Origin of the sequence: Rhizobium sp. NLR22b, assembly GCF_019685295.1 — a bacterium.
Taxonomy (GTDB): Bacteria; Pseudomonadota; Alphaproteobacteria; order Rhizobiales; family Rhizobiaceae; genus Rhizobium.
Window position 1 is genome coordinate 62,088 of record NZ_JABDWM010000010.1, and the last position, 15,262, is coordinate 77,349.

The following is a 15,262-nucleotide window of genomic DNA, read 5'->3' on the forward strand; positions in this document are numbered from 1 at the left end:
CCATCAATCAGAATTGGAGAAGATCATGCTGCAAACTGCCGATAGCGTGCAACCGGCCTTGACGGCCAGACCAGTGCGTGAATCCGAATTTGTCTCGCATGACGGCACCCGACTGTTTTATCGGACATGGCCTGCGACCGGCGCTGTAGCGAAGGGCGCGATCATTCTTCTCCATCGCGGCCACGAGCACAGCGGCCGGGTCGCCCATCTCGCCACCGAACTCGGCCTCGATGATTTTGCCTTCTACGCCTGGGACGCACGCGGCCACGGGCGTTCGCCGGGAGAGCGCGGTTATTCGCCATCCTTTGCCGCCTCGGCGCGTGATCTCGATTGCTTCGTCCGTCATGTCAGCGAGACCAGCGGCACTGCTGTCGAAAACATCGCCGTCATTGCGCAGAGCGTCGGCGCGGTGCTGGCCAGCACCTGGGTGCACGACTATGCGCCGCCGATCCGTGCGCTGGTGCTGGCCTCGCCGGCCTTCAGCGTCAAGCTTTACGTGCCGTTTGCCAGGGAAGGCATTGCGCTCCGGGAAAAGCTCAAGGGAACGTTCTTCGTCAATTCCTATGTCAAGGCGAGGTTTCTGACGCATGATCCCGAGCGCATCGCCTCCTTTGAAGCCGACCCATTGATATCTAGGCCGATTGCCTCCAACATTCTGTTGCAACTCTATGAGGCGGCAGCCCGCGTCGTCGACGACGCCCGCGCCATCACCGTTCCGACCCAGTTGCTGATTTCCGGCAGCGACTGGGTGGTGCGGCATGCGCCGCAGCACCGGTTTTACGAAAACCTCGGCAGCCGCATCAAGGAACGGCATGTGCTCGCCGGCTTCTACCATGACACGCTTGGCGAAAAGGACCGCGCGATTGCGCTCGCCGAGATCCGCCGTTTCATCGATGCGCGTTTCGCCGAGCCTCGGGCGCCTGCCGACCTTCGCACAGCCCATGTCCAGGGCTATACCAAGGACGAGGCCGACCGGCTCGCGAGCCCTCTGGAGGCCACATCCCCGCGCGGCATCTACTGGGCGCTCAGTCGTCTCAACATCAGGCTCGGCGCGCTGGTGTCCGAAGGCATAAAGACCGGGGTGAAGACCGGTTTCGATTCCGGCTCGACGCTCGATTACGTTTACGAGAACGAGCCGCGCGGGCTCGGTCCCGGCGGGCGATTAATCGACAAGGTGTTCCTCGAGGCGATCGGCTGGCGCGGCATCAGGCAGCGCAAGCTGCACTTGCAGGAACTGATCGACCTGGGGCTGCAGCGCCTGAAGGCAGCCGGCCGGAGCACCCACATGCTCGACATCGCGGCCGGGCACGGCCGTTATGTCCTCGATGCCATCGAGACGGCTGTCGTGCGTCCCGATAGCGTGCGGCTGCAGGATTATTCCCCCATCAACGTCGAGGCCGGCCGCAACAGCATCGCCGCGCGTGGACTGGGTGATTTCGTGAGCTTCCGCCAGCAGGACGCCTTTGACGGCGAGGGGCTGGCTGCAATCACGCCGGCTCCGGATCTCGCGATCGTCTCCGGCCTTTACGAGCTGTTTTCCGACAATGCGATGATCGCCGCTTCGCTCGATGGGATCGCCCGCGCGATTCAGCCCGGTGGCCTGCTCATCTACACCAACCAGCCATGGCATCCGCAACTGGAGATGATCGCCCGCGCGCTCACCTCCCACCGCGGCGGCCAGGCGTGGGTGATGCGGCGGCGGACGCAAGAAGAAATGGACCAGCTGGTCGCCGCCGCCGGTTTCCGCAAGATCGAACAGCGCATCGACCAGTGGGGCATTTTCACCGTCTCGCTGGCGGAGAGAGTTTGAGGGCAAAGCCGTTGGAGCAGGCACGTTCTCCTCTTTCCCGGACAGCGCCGGTCCTGAAGCGGGCCGCACTCTGGCTCGCCTTCCTGGCGCCGTTCTTCTATCTGACCTATGGCGGCGCCAACTGGCTGGCGTCGCAACGCGCTGATGTGCCGAACATCGCCTTCACATGGGAAAGCGCCATTCCGTTTCTCGGATGGACGATCATTCCATATTGGTCGATCAACCTGTTCTACGGGCTCTGCCTGTTCATCAACACGACGCCGCGCGATGTGGATATGCTGGCGAGGCGTTATCTGACGATCCAGTTGATCGCGGTCGCCTGCTTTATCGTGTTTCCGCTCGAAGCGATCTTCGTGCGGCCGGCAACGAGCGGCCTGCCTGGTTTCATGTTCGCCGTCCTCGGCGGCTTCGATAAGCCGTTCAACCAGGCGCCGTCGCTGCATATCGCGCTGCTGGTGGTGATCTGGGACCATCTGCGCGGCCGGCTGCCGCGGAGGGCGCGGCTTGCCTGGCATGTCTGGTGCTTCCTCATCGGTGCCTCCGTGCTGACGACGTGGCAGCATCACGTCATGGACATACCGACCGGCGTGCTGCTCGGCCTTTTTGCCACCTGGCTTTTCCCGCGCGATGCCCGTTCCCCTCTTGCCGATTTTGCGTTGAGCGGCGATCCGAAGTCGCGCCGTCTCGGCACTTATTATCTGTGCGGTGCCCTGGCATTTCTCGGCATCGCAGCACTCTTTACTCCTCTATCGCCTGCAGCGCTTCTGTTGCTCTGGCCGGCCGTTGCGCTGGCGATCGTCGCAGTCGGATATCTCGGCGCCGGCCCGCAGATATTTCTGAAACGTGCCGATGGTCGAGCCGCACTTACCAGTCGCTGGCTACTGGCGCCCTACCGGCTCGGCGCTCTCATCAACGTTTGGCTCTGGACACGCAGAATGCCGGCATCCGTGGCGATCGCCGATGGCGTCCATCTCGGCCGTTTTCCGCGTCGCCACGAGGCCGACCGTTTTGCCACGGTGATCGATCTTACCGGCGAACTTCAGCGCCCGAGCGGGACGTCAACGCAATGGTGCAGCTTTCCCACCCTTGATCTCATAGGCCTCGACAAGATCCAGACGCTTGCCGCGGCGGACCTTATCGAGGTTGCCCGCCACCAGGGACCGGTTCTTGTCTGCTGTGCGCTCGGTTTCCAGCGGAGCGCCGGCGTCATCGTGCGTTGGCTGCTCATCAGCCGACGTTGTGAAAATCCAGCCGAAGCGCTGCGGCTGATCGAACGGGCGGGGCGGCGGGTTCATCTGCCCTTGGAAAGCATTCATGCCGTGACGGAGGGCTTGCAATGACGCAGTGGAATGCCACGGCCTCGGCGGCGGCGCGAAGTCTCGGCCGCAATTCGATCGTCTGCGGGCTGACGGCGCTGTTGCCGCTGACCGCCGGCCCGATCCTCGGGGGATATCGAGGCTTCGCTCCCGGGCTCGGCTGGCTCTTGATGCTCGTTTTCTGCGGGATCGTCCTTGCGCTGGCGATCCATCTCCTTTTCGATGCGCTGTTGTTCCGCCTCGCGTCGAGCCACGAGACAGAGGCCGCCGCTCTCGCCGCCGTCGACGACGTGCTGTCCCGGATGCAGCTTCGCAAGTTTGACGGGGCCGCGCGTGGCCTCGAGCGGCGGATTGCTGGATCGCGCCGCATCATCTGGCGGCAGCGTTTTGCGCTCGCCATCTATCTCGTGATTTTCGCGATCCTTCTGTTCAATGCCGCCGATGGCCAGCCGCTATGCTGAATGGCACGGCAGGTGATTGAGAGGCTCGCCAGCACGTCTGGCCGGCCTCGCCCGCGCAATCAGAGCAGGTCATTGCCGCCCTGATATGATCGACGAGTCTATGTCGTTGATGTCGCGCTTGCCGCAGAGCGCCATGGTGATGTCCATTTCCTTGCGGATGATGTTGAGCGCCAGGGTGACGCCTTCCTTTCCCATGGCGCCGAGCCCGTAAAGAAAGGGGCGGCCGATATAGGTACCCTTGGCGCCAAGCGCCACGGCCTTCAAGACGTCCTGGCCGGAGCGGATGCCGCCATCGAGATGGACTTCGATGCGGTCGCCGACGGCATCGACGATCTTCGGCAGCATGCTGATCGAGGAGGGGGCGCCATCAAGCTGGCGGCCGCCGTGATTGGAGACGATGATCGCATCGGCGCCGGTGTCGGCTGCGGCCTTCGCATCCTCCGGATCGAGTATGCCCTTGATGATCAGCGGGCCGCCCCATTGTTCCTTGATCCAGGCGACATCCGACCAGGACAGCCGCGTGTCGAACTGCTCGTGCGCAAATGTCGGCACCGAGGCGACATTGGCGACATTCTTTGCATGGCCGACGATATTGCCGAAATATCGGCGCTTCGTCTTCAGCATATCAAGGCACCAGAGGGGCCGGGTTGCCATCTGCCAGAGATGTTTCGCGGTCAATTTCGGCGGGGCCGAGAGACCGTTGCGCAGGTCCTTGTGGCGCTGGCCGAGGATCTGCAGGTCGGCGGTCAGCACCAGCGCCGAGCATTTCGCGGCCTTGGCGCGACGGATGAGGTCGAGGACGAAATCCTTGTCTCTCATCACGTAGAGCTGGAACCAGAAGGGACGCGTCGTCACTGAGGCGACGTCCTCGATCGAGCAGATGCTCATCGTCGAGAGCGTGAAGGGAACGCCGAATTCTTCCGCTGCGCGCGCGGCCAGCATCTCGCCGTCGGCATGCTGCATCCCGGTCATGCCGGTCGGCGCGAGCGCCACCGGCATGGACACTTTCTGGCCGATCATCGTCGTTTCGAGCGTGCGGTCGCTCATGTCGACCAGCACGCGCTGGCGCAGCTTGATGTCGCCGAAATCGCTTTCATTCGCCCGATAGGTGGATTCCGTCCAGGCGCCCGAATCCGCATAGTCGAAGAACATTTTCGGCACGCGGCGCTGCGCGAGTTTTTTCAGATCGTCAATGGTGAGCGGAGTGGCCATGAATCGAACCTTCTACACGTATAAATGCGACCATCGCCCATAACATGAATCCCAAAAGGAGCGTTACGGGAAACGGCCGCCCCAGACGGTCTTCACTGTACCTTGTTGGCGGGAACCGATATCGTCAAAGCCCCGTTTTCAAGGCAATGCCGGAAACGTAGGTCTCGGCGATCGCTCTGTCGTCGCCCATCGTCTGAAGCAGGAAGAGTTCCTCGGGCAGGGTTTTTACCGTTTCCATCTTCAGCGCCATGGCCGGCGTCGCGGCCGCGTCGAGGACGACGAGGTCGGCTTCGGTGCCAGGGTCCAGCGTGCCGATCCGGCCGGCGAGCGACAGCGCCTCGGCATTGCCGCGGGTCATCAGGTAGTAGCTTTCCAGCGGGTTCAGCCGTTCACCAAGCAACTGCTGGATCTTATAGGCCTCGTCCATTGTTTTCAGCATCGAATAGCTGGAGCCGCCGCCGATATCGGTTGCGACACCGATGCGGACCGGCTTTTCGCGTCGCGCCAAGGCCTTCAATGGAAAGAGGCCGGAGCCGAGGAAAAGGTTGGAGGTCGGGCAGTGAACGGCGACGGCGCCGGCCTCGCTCATGACATCGGCCTCGCGTTCGGACAGGTGGATGGCGTGGCCGAAGAGACTCTTCGGCCCGAGCAGACCATAGCGGGCGTAAATGTCGGTATAGTCGATCGCCTCGGGATAGAGCTCGCAGGTGAATTTGATCTCGTCGTGGTTTTCCGACAGATGCGTCTGAATGTGCAGGTCGGGAAATTCGCGGGCGAGCGCTGCTGTCGCTTCCATCTGCGCCGGCGTCGAGGTGATGGCGAAGCGCGGGGTGATGGCGACGTGGTTGCGGCCCTTGCCGTGCCAGTCCGCTATCACCTGGCGGGTCTCGTCATAACCCATCTCGGGCGTGTCGAGCAGGCCCTGGGGGGCGTTGCGGTCCATCATCACCTTGCCGCCAACCATGCGCATATTGCGCTTCATCGCCTCGGCGAAGAAGGCGTCGGCCGAGGTCTTGTGCACGGAGCAGTAGGCGACCGCCGTCGTCGTGCCGTGGCGGATCAACTCGTCGTAGAAATGTGTGGCGATCCTTTCGGCATGCGCGCTTTCGACGAAGCGGCATTCCTCGGGGAAAGTGTAGGTGTTCAGCCATTCGAGCAGGTTGGCGGCATAGGAGGCGATCACCTGCATTTGCGGAAAATGCAGGTGCATGTCGATGAAGCCGGGGAGGATCAGATGCGGGCGGTGATCGATCTCGGCCGTGCCTTCGGCGGCTTTCGCCTTGATCTCGGCATAGGGGCCGACAGCGGCGATCAGCCCGTCCTCGATCAGCAGGCCGCCGTCTTCCTCGTAGAGATAACTCTGGCTGTCGGCGAGGCTCAGGGGCGCGCGATGGAAAGAGAGGAGGCGGCCGCGAAGAAGTGTCGACGTCATTGTTTTTTGCCTTCGACTGCGCTTTCGAACCAGGCGACGAGCAGCCTGCGTTCGTCCGGCGTAATATCGGTCACGTTGCCGGGTGGCATGGCATGGCTGCGGCCTGCCTGTATATAGATTTCCCGGGCATGGGCGGCAATTTCCGCGTCGTATTCGAGCATCACGCCTTTCGGTGGCCGCACGATGCCTTCATAGGCGGGCTCGGCGGCATGGCACATGGAACAGCGCGTCGAGACCAGCTGCTTGACGGCAGGAAAATGCGGATCGCCGGCGAAGTGCCGGAAGGCGGGGGCGACCGCCGCCGTATCCGCATCGCCGGTCAACAGCTTTGGCGCGGTCGAAAGCCACATGATCAGGATGAAGAGGACGACGGTGACGATCCAGGTCCAGGTCGGGCGGCCTTTCCTCGCATGGGTGGTGTTGAACCAGTGGCGGATGGTGACGCCCATCAGGAAGACGAGCGCCGCAATCACCCAGTTGAACGCCGTACCGAAGGCCAGCGGATAATGGTTCGACAGCATGAAGAAAATGACGGGCAGCGTCAGATAGTTGTTGTGCAGCGAACGCTGCTTGGCAATTTGACCGTATTTCGGATCGGGCGTGCGCCCGGCGATGAGATCGGCGACGACGATCTTCTGGTTCGGAATGATGATCATGAAGACGTTGGCCGACATGATGGTCGCAGTGAAGGCACCGAGATGCAGGAAGGCGGCGCGGCCGGTGAAAAGCTGCGTATAACCCCAGGCCATGAAGACGAGCACGACATAGAGCACTGCCATAAGACCCCAGGTATCCCGGCCAAGCGGGGATTTGCACAGCAGATCGTAGACGACCCAGCCGAAGGCCAGTGACGCCAACGAGATCAGGATTGCGACCGTCGGCGTGATATCAAGGACGTGGCGATCGATGAGAAAAAGGTCGGCACCGCCATAATAGACGATGCAGAGCATCAGGAAGCCCGAGATCCAGGTGAAATAGCTCTCATATTTGAACCAGGTCAGATGCTCAGGCATCTGAGCGGGCGCCACCAGATATTTCTGGATATGATAGAAGCCGCCGCCATGAACCTGCCATTCCTCGCCATAGGCGCCGGGCGGCAGATGCGGGCGTTTCACCAGTCCGAGATCGAGCGCGATGAAATAGAAGGACGATCCGATCCAGGCGATCGCGGTAACGACATGGAACCAGCGCGCCGCGAAGGCGAGCCATTCCCATGCTATGGCATATTCATACATCGAGTTCCCCTATCTTCCTCCGACTCGTGACATTGCGGAAAATTTGCCGGGGAGGGAAGAGGAGAATGATGAACCGCACATGCCCTTTGCAACATGGCGAGCGTCGCGGGTCACGCCAGTCGCCAGCGATGTTGCCGAGGTCGCCAATCGCGGACGCACAGCCGATCTGTTACCCTCGTGCCTAAAAGCTGCCGAGAAGGCCATGCATTATTACTGTCTCATATTGGATCTGCTAAAATTGGCGGATCTTGAAACTATGATGAGCGGATACAGTTAGGTTTGCAGGCCGCCGGCATGAAATAACAAGAACCGTTGGAGATCGGCGGCGCATTCATCGACGGAGAGATGCCCATGCGCAGCATTCTGACGTGTGTAATGATGGCATACGCATCGTTGGCGATGGCTCACGACGCACCTTCGGGGTGGAGTTATGACCCCTATTGTTGCAATGGCGACAGTCATAATGGCGATTGCCAGATGATTCCGTCCAAAAGCGTCGCGGTGACACCAAACGGATATCGTGTGACATTGATGCCGGGCGACCACCGGCTGGTCACGCATGCTCACGTCTTTCTGCTGCCGATGACGAAGGCGATGCAGTCCGGCGATGGTGATTATCACCTCTGTCTGTTCCCCAACGAGAACACGCCGCGCTGCTTCTACGCGCCGGAAATGGGATTTTGAAGCCGAACCTACTAAGCCCTGTTCAGGTTGATTGGCCCTGATGCGTTTGTCGGGTCAGGTTCCGGCGGCGTTCATCTCCTCCAGGATCCAATTGCGGAAGGCCTTGATCTTCGGTACGTTGCGGCGATTTTCGGGATAGGCGAGCCAGTAGGCCTTGCCGTCGCTGCGGGTTAGATCGAAGGGCTGGTAGAGCCGGCCGAGCGCGATTTCGGCCTCATAGAAGGCAGGGTGAAGGATGGCGATGCCGTGGCCGGCCATCGCCGCGTCGGCTTCCATCGCCTGCGAGCCCAGCTGGTTGCGCGGGCGTCGATCGAGATCCGTATCGGTGACGCCGGCAGCCTCGAACCATTGTTTCCACCAGATGTCGCCGGCATCGAAGAGATCGAATTTCAGCAGATCGCGCGGCTCTTTGATGCCCCCTGCCGATTCCGCCAGCTTGGGGCTCAGCATCGGCGTGAACTCCAGGCCCATCAACCGGTGCAGCGCGAGCCCCGGCCAGTTACCGTCGCCCCAGCGGATGCCGACGTCGATCTGCTCGCGGCCGAAGTCGATGATGTCGGAGGTCGCCTGAAACCGAACCGCGATCGCCGGATGCTTCAAATGGAAGGAGCCGAGGCGCGGCGCCAGCCATTTCGACGCGAAGGTATGGGTCGAGCTGATGGCGAGCGTGCCTTCGACGCTGTCGCGCGCCGTCGCCATCGCGTCATGCAGCATGGCGAAGGCTTCGGTCACCTTCGGGGCCAGCCGTACACCGGTCTCCGTCAGCGCGATCTGGCGTGGGCGACGCAGGAAGAGCGGCTCGCCGACATTATCCTCCAGGAGCTTGATCTGGTAGCTGACGGCCGTCTGCGTCATTCCGAGCTCGTCACCCGCCTTGGTAAAGCTGCCAAGCCGGGCGGCGGCTTCGAAGACGCGCAGCGCATTCAGCGGAAATTGCTTCGAAAGTTTCATGGATAAGTTCTCTTGATGCAGGCAGACGATCGTTCGATTGGAATTGCAGCATTTTTCGCGGCAGACTGCAACTCATACCATCAATCTGATGAGGTGACGTCATGGATTGCCATGCTATCGAAGAGAGCCAGCCGCAACGGAACAGCAGTGTTTTCCTACGTCTTGCCGGCTGGCTCATGGCCAGTTTCCACCGCTTGCCGCGCCTCGATCTTACGGCCGCGCCCGATCGGGTTAAGCGCGATCTCGGTTTCCTCGACGGGCGCGATCCCTATTATGAGGACGAGCGCATGCGGTAGGCCGCAAGCGCCGTCAGGATCTCGGCAGCGGTCATGGCGGCGATCACTTCGGGGCGCTTGTCCCTGACCGTCGAGCCGCCGATCGGCAGCGTCAGCCGCTCCATCCAGCCGTGCTCGCCGTCGCCTTCGCGTGAAAGCCAGCTTGCGAGGGTGGCGCGCTTGGTGGCGGAGCCGATCATGCCGGTATAGGCGAGGTCGGTTCTCGCAAGCGCCTCGCGAGCGATGAGGAAATCCAGCGCGTGGTCATGGGTCAGGATGACGACCGCGCCGCCGGCGGAAATATCTTTCACCAACGCTTCCGGCATTGGCACGAGCCGGGCCTTGATTTCATCCGGCAGGTTGGCAAGCTCTTGCTGTCTCGTTTCGACGACCGTCACCGACAGCGGCAGCGGCGCAAGGGCTGCCGCCAGCGCCCGGCCGACATGGCCGGCGCCAAAGAGAAAAACCTCCGGCAGGCGCTCAATCTCGCCTGCAAGCCTTGCCTTGAGCTCATCCGTCAGCGCTTGCGTCAACCGCCGAAACCGCAGTTGCGTGCGCCCGCCGCAGCATTGGCCGATTTCGGGGCCGAGCGGGATGTCCATGATGGCCGTTCCGCCGGTTCCAGCCAGAATCTCGCGCGCTTTTGCGATTGCCATGAACTCGAACTGCCCGCCACCGATCGTGCCCCAGAGGGCGTTCGCCGAAACAAGCATGAAAGCGCCGGCCTCGCGCGGAGTGGAGCCTTGCGTGCCGGTGATGTCGACCAGGACGCTCTCGGGGTGGGCGGCGAGGAAGGTGGGGAGGTCCTTCATGGCAAGGCAACCGATGGGTATGTGGCTGCGGTCCCCCCCTCTGTCCGGCAGGACAGAGGGGGGTGCCACCCACTCGGCCCGTCCTGCTCAAAAAACAAATCAGCCGGACGCATCCTACACCCGCTTCATCCGCTCCACAGCCATCAGCACCCGTTCCGGAGTCGCCGGCGCATCGAGTCTCGGACAGACGTTATAATCGGCGACGCTAGCGACCGCCATCGACAGGGCTTCCAGCACCGAGATCGCCAGCATGAAGGGCGGTTCGCCGACCGCCTTGGAACGGCCGATCGTCGCTTCGGCATTCTCTGACCATTCGGCCAGCCGCACGTTGAAGATTTTCGGCCGGTCGGAGGCGAGCGGGATCTTGTAGGTCGACGGGGCATGGGTGCGCAGCCGTCCCTTGTCGTCCCACCAGAGCTCTTCCGTCGTCAGCCAGCCCAAACCTTGGACGAAGGCCCCTTCGACCTGGCCGAGGTCGATCGCCGGGTTCAGCGAGCGGCCGACATCGTGGAGAATGTCGGTGCGGTCGATCAGATATTCACCGGTCAGCGTATCGATCGAGACCTCGGTGCAGGCGGCGCCGTAGGCGAAATAATAGAAGGGGGTGCCGCGGCCGGCCTTACGGTCCCAGTGGATCTTCGGCGTCTTGTAGAAGCCGGCGGCTGAAAGCTGGACGCGGGCGAAATAGGCCTGCTTGATGAAATCACGGAAGGGGATCTCGAACTCGCCGACGCGCACGCGGTTTGGCAGGAAGACGACGTCGGAGGGGGCCACATCCCATTTTTCGGCGGCAAAGGCCACCAGCCGTTCCTTGATCTGGCGGGCGGCATCGTAGGCCGCCATGCCGTTCAGGTCCGAGCCGGAGGAGGCGGCGGTGGCCGAGGTGTTCGGCACCTTGGCGGTCGTCGTTGCGGTGATCTTCACCCTAGAGATATCGATCTGGAAGCTGTCGGCCAGCACCTGCGCCACCTTGGTATAGAGGCCCTGGCCCATTTCGGTGCCGCCATGGTTCAGGTGGATCGAGCCGTCCTGATAGATATGGACGAGGGCGCCGGCCTGGTTGAAGGCGGTCATGGTGAAGGAGATGCCGAATTTGACCGGCGTCAGCGCGATGCCCTTTCTGATGTAGCGGCTGTCGCGGTTGAAGGCGATGATGGCGTTGCGTCGCGCCCGGTATTCGGCCGTCTCCTCCAGTTCGTCGACGACACGGGCGATGATATTGTCCTCGACCTCCTGGTGGTAAGGTGTCAGCGTGCGCCCGGAGCCCGGCTGGCCGTAGAAATTCAGCTTGCGAATATCGAGCGGATCCTTGCCGAGGGCGTAGGCGATCTCCTCGATGAAGCGCTCGGCGCCGAGCATGCCCTGCGGACCGCCGAAGCCGCGGAAGGCGGTGTTGGAGACCGTGTGCGTCTTCAAGGGTTTCGACTGCAGATGCACATGCGGGTAGAAGTAACTGGAATCAGCGTGAAAGAGGGCCCGGTCGGTCACCGGCCCCGAGAGATCGGAGGAGAAGCCGCAACGCGCCGCATAAGTCGCATCGACAGCGTGAATACGGCCGTCAGCGTCGAAGCCCACTTCGTAATCGACGAGGAAATCATGGCGTTTGCCGGTGGCGCTCATATCCTCGTCGCGGTCGGGGCGGAACTTGATGGCGCGGCCGAGCTTCTTGGCCGCAAGGGCGGCAAGGGCCGCGAACTGGCTGCCCTGTGTTTCCTTGCCGCCGAAGCCTCCGCCCATGCGGCGCACATTGACCGTCACCGCGTTCGAAGGGATGTCGAGCACATGGCCGACGATGTGCTGGATCTCGCTCGGATGCTGGGTCGAAGACCAGACGGTTACCTCGTCATCCTCACCGGGAAAGGCGACGGCGATATGGCCTTCGAGATAGAAATGCTCCTGTCCGCCGATGCGCATTTGGCCTTTCAGCCGCATGGGTGCGTTCGGCATTTCCGTTTCCGGCTCGCCGCGCTGCAGCCTCATCGGCGTGGTGACCAGCGGGCTGCCGTTTGCAAGTGCGCCGTCGATATCGCTCCAATGCGGGAGGTCGCGATAGACGATCTTCGCCAGCCAAGCGGCGCGGCGGGCGGCCTCGCGCGTCTCGGCGATGACGGCAAAGATCGGCTGGCCGTGGAACTGAACCAAAGTTTCGGCGAGCAGCGGCTCGTCATGGCTGCCGTTGGAGCTGACGTCGTTGACGCCGGGCACGTCCTTGCCGGTGAAGACCCAGACGACGCCGGGATAGGCGGCGACCTCGGAGAGATCAATGCTGAGGATTTCGGCGTGTGCCCGGTCGGAGAGGCCGAGCGCGCCGTGCAGCAGGCCGGCGGGTTCGGGGGTGTCGTCGATATATTCGGCCGTTCCGGTAACGTGTTTGTGCGCGGAATCATGGCGCAGAGAGCCGTACATTGGGCCCGAGATGACGACTTTGGGGTCTTCGAAGGTGGACTTGTCCATTAGATCAGCCCTCCGCGAACGGAGTTAGGAAATGCGGCTACTCCGCACCCCCTCATTCCTTTGCCCTCAGGGCTTCGCCCGAGGGATGTCACAGGAATCCAGCCACGGCGCGTCTGCGCCGTGAATGACTCATATGACGCTGAGGAAATGTCTCCTGCGCCCAGGGACTTGGGCGCGCTGGATTCCTGTGACAAGCACAGGAATGAGGGAGAGGAGGAGACCGCGACTATTCCCATCAAGGCTTGCATTCCGGGCGTTCTGATCAATTTCTCCATCACGCCACCTCCTCGAACCGCTTCAGCTCCGCCGGCGCGCCGACAGTTTCCAGATAGAACCGCGTCAACAAATTCTTCGCCGTCAACTGGCGGTATTCCGCCGTGGCGCGCCAGTCGGTGAGCGGTTGGAAATCGACGTCGAAGGCGGGGCGGGCGGCCTCGATCGTTGCTTCAGTCCAGGATTTGCCGATCAGTTCGGTCTCCACCGTGCGAGCGCGTTTCGGCGTTGCCGCCATGCCGCCGTAGGCGATGCGGATGTCGGTGACGATCTCCGCGTCGTCGAGGGTCAGCAGGAAGGCGCCGAGCACGGCGGTGATGTCCTCGTCGCGGCGCTTGGTGATCTTGTAAGCGGCAAAGCGGCTGTTTGCGGGATAGGGCACGAAGACGCTCTCGACGAACTCGCCGGGCCTGCGGTCCTGTTTGCCGTAGGCGATGAAGAAGTCCTCGAGGGGGATTTTGCGCTGGCCTTCGAGGGAGCGCAGCGTCAACGTCGCCCCGAGCGCGATCAAGGGCGGCGGACTGTCGCCGATCGGGGAGCCGTTGGCGATGTTGCCGCCAATCGTGCCCATGTTGCGCACCTGCTCGCCACCGATGCGGTCGATCAGCCGCCCGAGCGCCGGGATTTTCCGGGCGATCGCTTCGAAGGCCCTGGTGTAGCTGACGCCAGCGCCGATGGTGACGCCGTCCTCGCTTTCGGTGACGGTCTGCAATTCGCTCAGGTGGTTGATGAATACGACCGGGCTCAGCCGCCGCATCTGCTTCGTCACCCAGAGGCCGACATCGGTCGAGCCGGCAACGACGGTCGCGTCGGGCTCCTGCGAGAGAACTTCGGCCAGTGCCTGGACAGAAGCCGGCACGATCAACCGGTCTTCGCCTTTGGCAATCAGGATGGTGCCGCTCGCCTGCATGGCCCAGAGCCGTGCGATGATTTCCGAGCGCGTGCGCTCCAGCGGGTCGAACAGCGCGCTCGGGCGCATCAGGCTCACCTGCTCGGCGGCCTTGACGATTGGCTCGTAGCCGGTGCAGCGACACAGATTGCCTTGCAATGCCTTTTCGATCTCGCGGCGACCGGGTTTTTCCTTTGTCAGCCATAACCCATAGAGCGACATCACGAAGCCCGGGGTGCAGAAGCCGCATTGCGACCCATGACAATCAACCAGCGCCTGCTGCACCGGATGCAGCGCGCCATCCCGGCCGGCCAGGTGCTCGACCGTCACCACGTGCGTGGCGTGCAGCGAGCCGGTGAAACGGATGCAGGCGTTGACGGATTCATAGGCAAGCTTGCCGTCGACGAGCCGGCCGACGAGCACGGTGCAGGCCCCGCAATCGCCTTCCGCGCATCCCTCCTTGGTGCCAGTGAGGCGCCGCTTCAACCGCAGAAAATCGAGAAGCGTCTCGGTCGGCCCGACATCGGTGAGCTCGATGTCCTCGCCATTCAGGATGAAGCGAATGCTGTCGTTCATGATATTCCCGGTTATGTTTTCCAAATGGTTAGGCCGCCGTCCAGCCACCGTCAATCGAGATGTGGGTTCCGGTCACCTGGCAGGCGGCATCGCTCGCAAGGTAGATCGACAGCGCACCGATCTCCTCGGCCTTGACAAATTCGCGCGTCGGCTGCGCCTTGAGGATGACTTCGCTCTTCACCTGCTCCTCGGTCATGCCGCGCGCCCTGGCGGTATCGGGTATCTGCTTTTCGACGAGCGGCGTCAGCACATAGCCGGGGCAGATGGCGTTGACCGTCACGCCGAACTCCGCAAGTTCCAGCGCCGCTGTCTTCGTCAAGCCTAATATACCATGTTTTGCCGCCACATAGGCGGATTTGAAGGGGGAGGCGACGAGCCCGTGAGCCGAAGCGATGTTGATGATGCGGCCATATTTCTTGGCCTTCATCAGCGGAATGGCGGCGCGCATGGTGTGAAAGGAGCTCGACAGGTTGATGGCGATGATCTGATCCCATTTTTCGACCGGGAAATCCTCGATCTTCTCGACATGCTGAATGCCGGCATTGTTGACGAGGACATCGACGGTGCCGAAGGTTTTTGCGGCGGTTTCGATCAGGTCGGCGATCTCGGCGGGCTTGGTCATGTCGGCGGGATGGTAGATTGCCCGGCCCTTCGATACCGATTCAAGCCGCTCGACGATCGCGTTGATTTCATCGGCATTTCCGAACCCGTTGATAACGACGTTGTCGCCGGTTTCGGCGAAGGCGGTGGCGATCGCAAGACCGATGCCGCTGGTGGAGCCGGTGACGACGACTGATCTGCTCATGCTGTTTCTCCGTGAATGCCGATGCTGCGTCGCAGCGTTAGCCTCGAGGTTATTCCCAAAGGCGGCAGGCTGGCAAT

Annotated in this window: 13 protein-coding genes; 5 read left to right on the plus strand and 8 right to left on the minus strand. The window is 62.2% G+C overall.

Translation table 11 applies throughout. From position 1 onward, the window contains the following. Positions 1–25: 25 nt before the first annotated feature. From HJC00_RS17380 to HJC00_RS17390, 3 genes are read left to right on the plus strand one after another with little or no spacing between them, the layout of a single operon-like run. Positions 26–1,810: a bifunctional alpha/beta hydrolase/class I SAM-dependent methyltransferase gene (locus HJC00_RS17380; protein ID WP_221164407.1), complete on the plus strand. Its 1,785-nt coding sequence runs from the start codon at positions 26–28 to the stop codon at positions 1,808–1,810. An 11-nt stretch (positions 1,811–1,821) separates the two neighbouring features. Continuing rightward, positions 1,822–3,150, plus strand: a complete 1,329-nt coding sequence (locus HJC00_RS17385) for a phosphatase PAP2/dual specificity phosphatase family protein (RefSeq protein ID WP_221123044.1) — start codon at positions 1,822–1,824, stop codon at positions 3,148–3,150. Further along, positions 3,147–3,587 (plus strand): hypothetical protein, encoded by a 441-nt coding sequence (locus tag HJC00_RS17390; RefSeq protein ID WP_210630360.1) that lies wholly within the window; start codon positions 3,147–3,149, stop codon positions 3,585–3,587. Before HJC00_RS17385 ends, HJC00_RS17390 begins: the two co-directional genes overlap by 4 nt. Positions 3,588–3,656: 69 nt before the next feature. On the opposite strand, the gene HJC00_RS17395 is transcribed toward HJC00_RS17390, so the two are convergent. From HJC00_RS17395 to HJC00_RS17405, 3 genes are all read right to left on the minus strand, one after another. Further along, positions 3,657–4,799, minus strand: a complete 1,143-nt coding sequence (locus HJC00_RS17395; RefSeq protein ID WP_210630361.1) for an alpha-hydroxy acid oxidase — start codon at positions 4,797–4,799, stop codon at positions 3,657–3,659. A 124-nt stretch (positions 4,800–4,923) separates the two neighbouring features. Next, complete coding sequence (guaD, locus tag HJC00_RS17400) at positions 4,924–6,231, minus strand: guanine deaminase (protein ID WP_221164408.1); 1,308 nt, start codon at positions 6,229–6,231, stop codon at positions 4,924–4,926. Beyond that, the gene (locus HJC00_RS17405; protein ID WP_221164409.1) at positions 6,228–7,466 is read right to left on the minus strand and encodes a urate hydroxylase PuuD; all 1,239 of its coding nucleotides are present in this window, start codon (positions 7,464–7,466) and stop codon (positions 6,228–6,230) included. Before HJC00_RS17405 ends, guaD begins: the two co-directional genes overlap by 4 nt. A 351-nt stretch (positions 7,467–7,817) precedes the next feature. On the opposite strand from HJC00_RS17405, the gene HJC00_RS17410 reads away from it, so the two are divergent. Beyond that, the gene (locus HJC00_RS17410; protein ID WP_011426364.1) at positions 7,818–8,150 is read left to right on the plus strand and encodes a hypothetical protein; all 333 of its coding nucleotides are present in this window, start codon (positions 7,818–7,820) and stop codon (positions 8,148–8,150) included. Between the two features lie 54 nt (positions 8,151–8,204). On the opposite strand, the gene HJC00_RS17415 is transcribed toward HJC00_RS17410, so the two are convergent. Then, the gene (locus HJC00_RS17415) at positions 8,205–9,101 is read right to left on the minus strand and encodes a LysR substrate-binding domain-containing protein (RefSeq protein WP_210630364.1); all 897 of its coding nucleotides are present in this window, start codon (positions 9,099–9,101) and stop codon (positions 8,205–8,207) included. 101 nt (positions 9,102–9,202) lie between these two features. Between HJC00_RS17415 and HJC00_RS17420 the strand changes: the two genes are divergently transcribed. After that, positions 9,203–9,397, plus strand: coding sequence for a hypothetical protein (locus tag HJC00_RS17420; RefSeq protein ID WP_210630365.1), 195 nt, complete (start codon positions 9,203–9,205; stop codon positions 9,395–9,397). Here the strand turns inward: HJC00_RS17420 and xdhC are convergent. From xdhC to HJC00_RS17440, 4 genes are all read right to left on the minus strand, one after another. Then, positions 9,373–10,188: a xanthine dehydrogenase accessory protein XdhC gene (xdhC, locus tag HJC00_RS17425; RefSeq protein WP_210630366.1), complete on the minus strand. Its 816-nt coding sequence runs from the start codon at positions 10,186–10,188 to the stop codon at positions 9,373–9,375. The two genes, HJC00_RS17420 and xdhC, sit on opposite strands and share 25 nt — an antisense overlap. Before the next feature lie 114 nt (positions 10,189–10,302). Further along, positions 10,303–12,642, minus strand: coding sequence for a xanthine dehydrogenase molybdopterin binding subunit (gene xdhB, locus HJC00_RS17430; RefSeq protein ID WP_221164410.1), 2,340 nt, complete (start codon positions 12,640–12,642; stop codon positions 10,303–10,305). Between the two features lie 274 nt (positions 12,643–12,916). Next, positions 12,917–14,380 carry a xanthine dehydrogenase small subunit gene (gene xdhA / locus HJC00_RS17435; protein ID WP_210630368.1) on the minus strand — a complete coding sequence of 488 codons (1,464 nt, stop codon included), beginning with the start codon at positions 14,378–14,380 and terminating at the stop codon, positions 12,917–12,919. A gap of 28 nt (positions 14,381–14,408) precedes the next feature. Next, complete coding sequence (locus HJC00_RS17440; protein WP_221123040.1) at positions 14,409–15,185, minus strand: 3-hydroxybutyrate dehydrogenase; 777 nt, start codon at positions 15,183–15,185, stop codon at positions 14,409–14,411. Positions 15,186–15,262: the final 77 nt, after the last annotated feature.

Bases quoted from the DNA above. Each gene is read 5' to 3' on its own strand.
- xdhC (WP_210630366.1), bottom strand. From the start codon at position 10,188: ATGAAGGACCTCCCCACCTTCCTCGCCGCCCACCCCGAGAGCGTCCTG.
- HJC00_RS17410 (WP_011426364.1), top strand. From the start codon at position 7,818: ATGCGCAGCATTCTGACGTGTGTAATGATGGCATACGCATCGTTGGCG.
- HJC00_RS17380 (WP_221164407.1), top strand. From the start codon at position 26: ATGCTGCAAACTGCCGATAGCGTGCAACCGGCCTTGACGGCCAGACCA.
- HJC00_RS17395 (WP_210630361.1), bottom strand. From the start codon at position 4,799: ATGGCCACTCCGCTCACCATTGACGATCTGAAAAAACTCGCGCAGCGC.
- HJC00_RS17440 (WP_221123040.1), bottom strand. From the start codon at position 15,185: ATGAGCAGATCAGTCGTCGTCACCGGCTCCACCAGCGGCATCGGTCTT.
- HJC00_RS17420 (WP_210630365.1), top strand. From the start codon at position 9,203: ATGGATTGCCATGCTATCGAAGAGAGCCAGCCGCAACGGAACAGCAGT.
- guaD (WP_221164408.1), bottom strand. From the start codon at position 6,231: ATGACGTCGACACTTCTTCGCGGCCGCCTCCTCTCTTTCCATCGCGCG.
- HJC00_RS17415 (WP_210630364.1), bottom strand. From the start codon at position 9,101: ATGAAACTTTCGAAGCAATTTCCGCTGAATGCGCTGCGCGTCTTCGAA.
- HJC00_RS17390 (WP_210630360.1), top strand. From the start codon at position 3,147: ATGACGCAGTGGAATGCCACGGCCTCGGCGGCGGCGCGAAGTCTCGGC.
- HJC00_RS17405 (WP_221164409.1), bottom strand. From the start codon at position 7,466: ATGTATGAATATGCCATAGCATGGGAATGGCTCGCCTTCGCGGCGCGC.
- xdhB (WP_221164410.1), bottom strand. From the start codon at position 12,642: ATGGACAAGTCCACCTTCGAAGACCCCAAAGTCGTCATCTCGGGCCCA.
- xdhA (WP_210630368.1), bottom strand. From the start codon at position 14,380: ATGAACGACAGCATTCGCTTCATCCTGAATGGCGAGGACATCGAGCTC.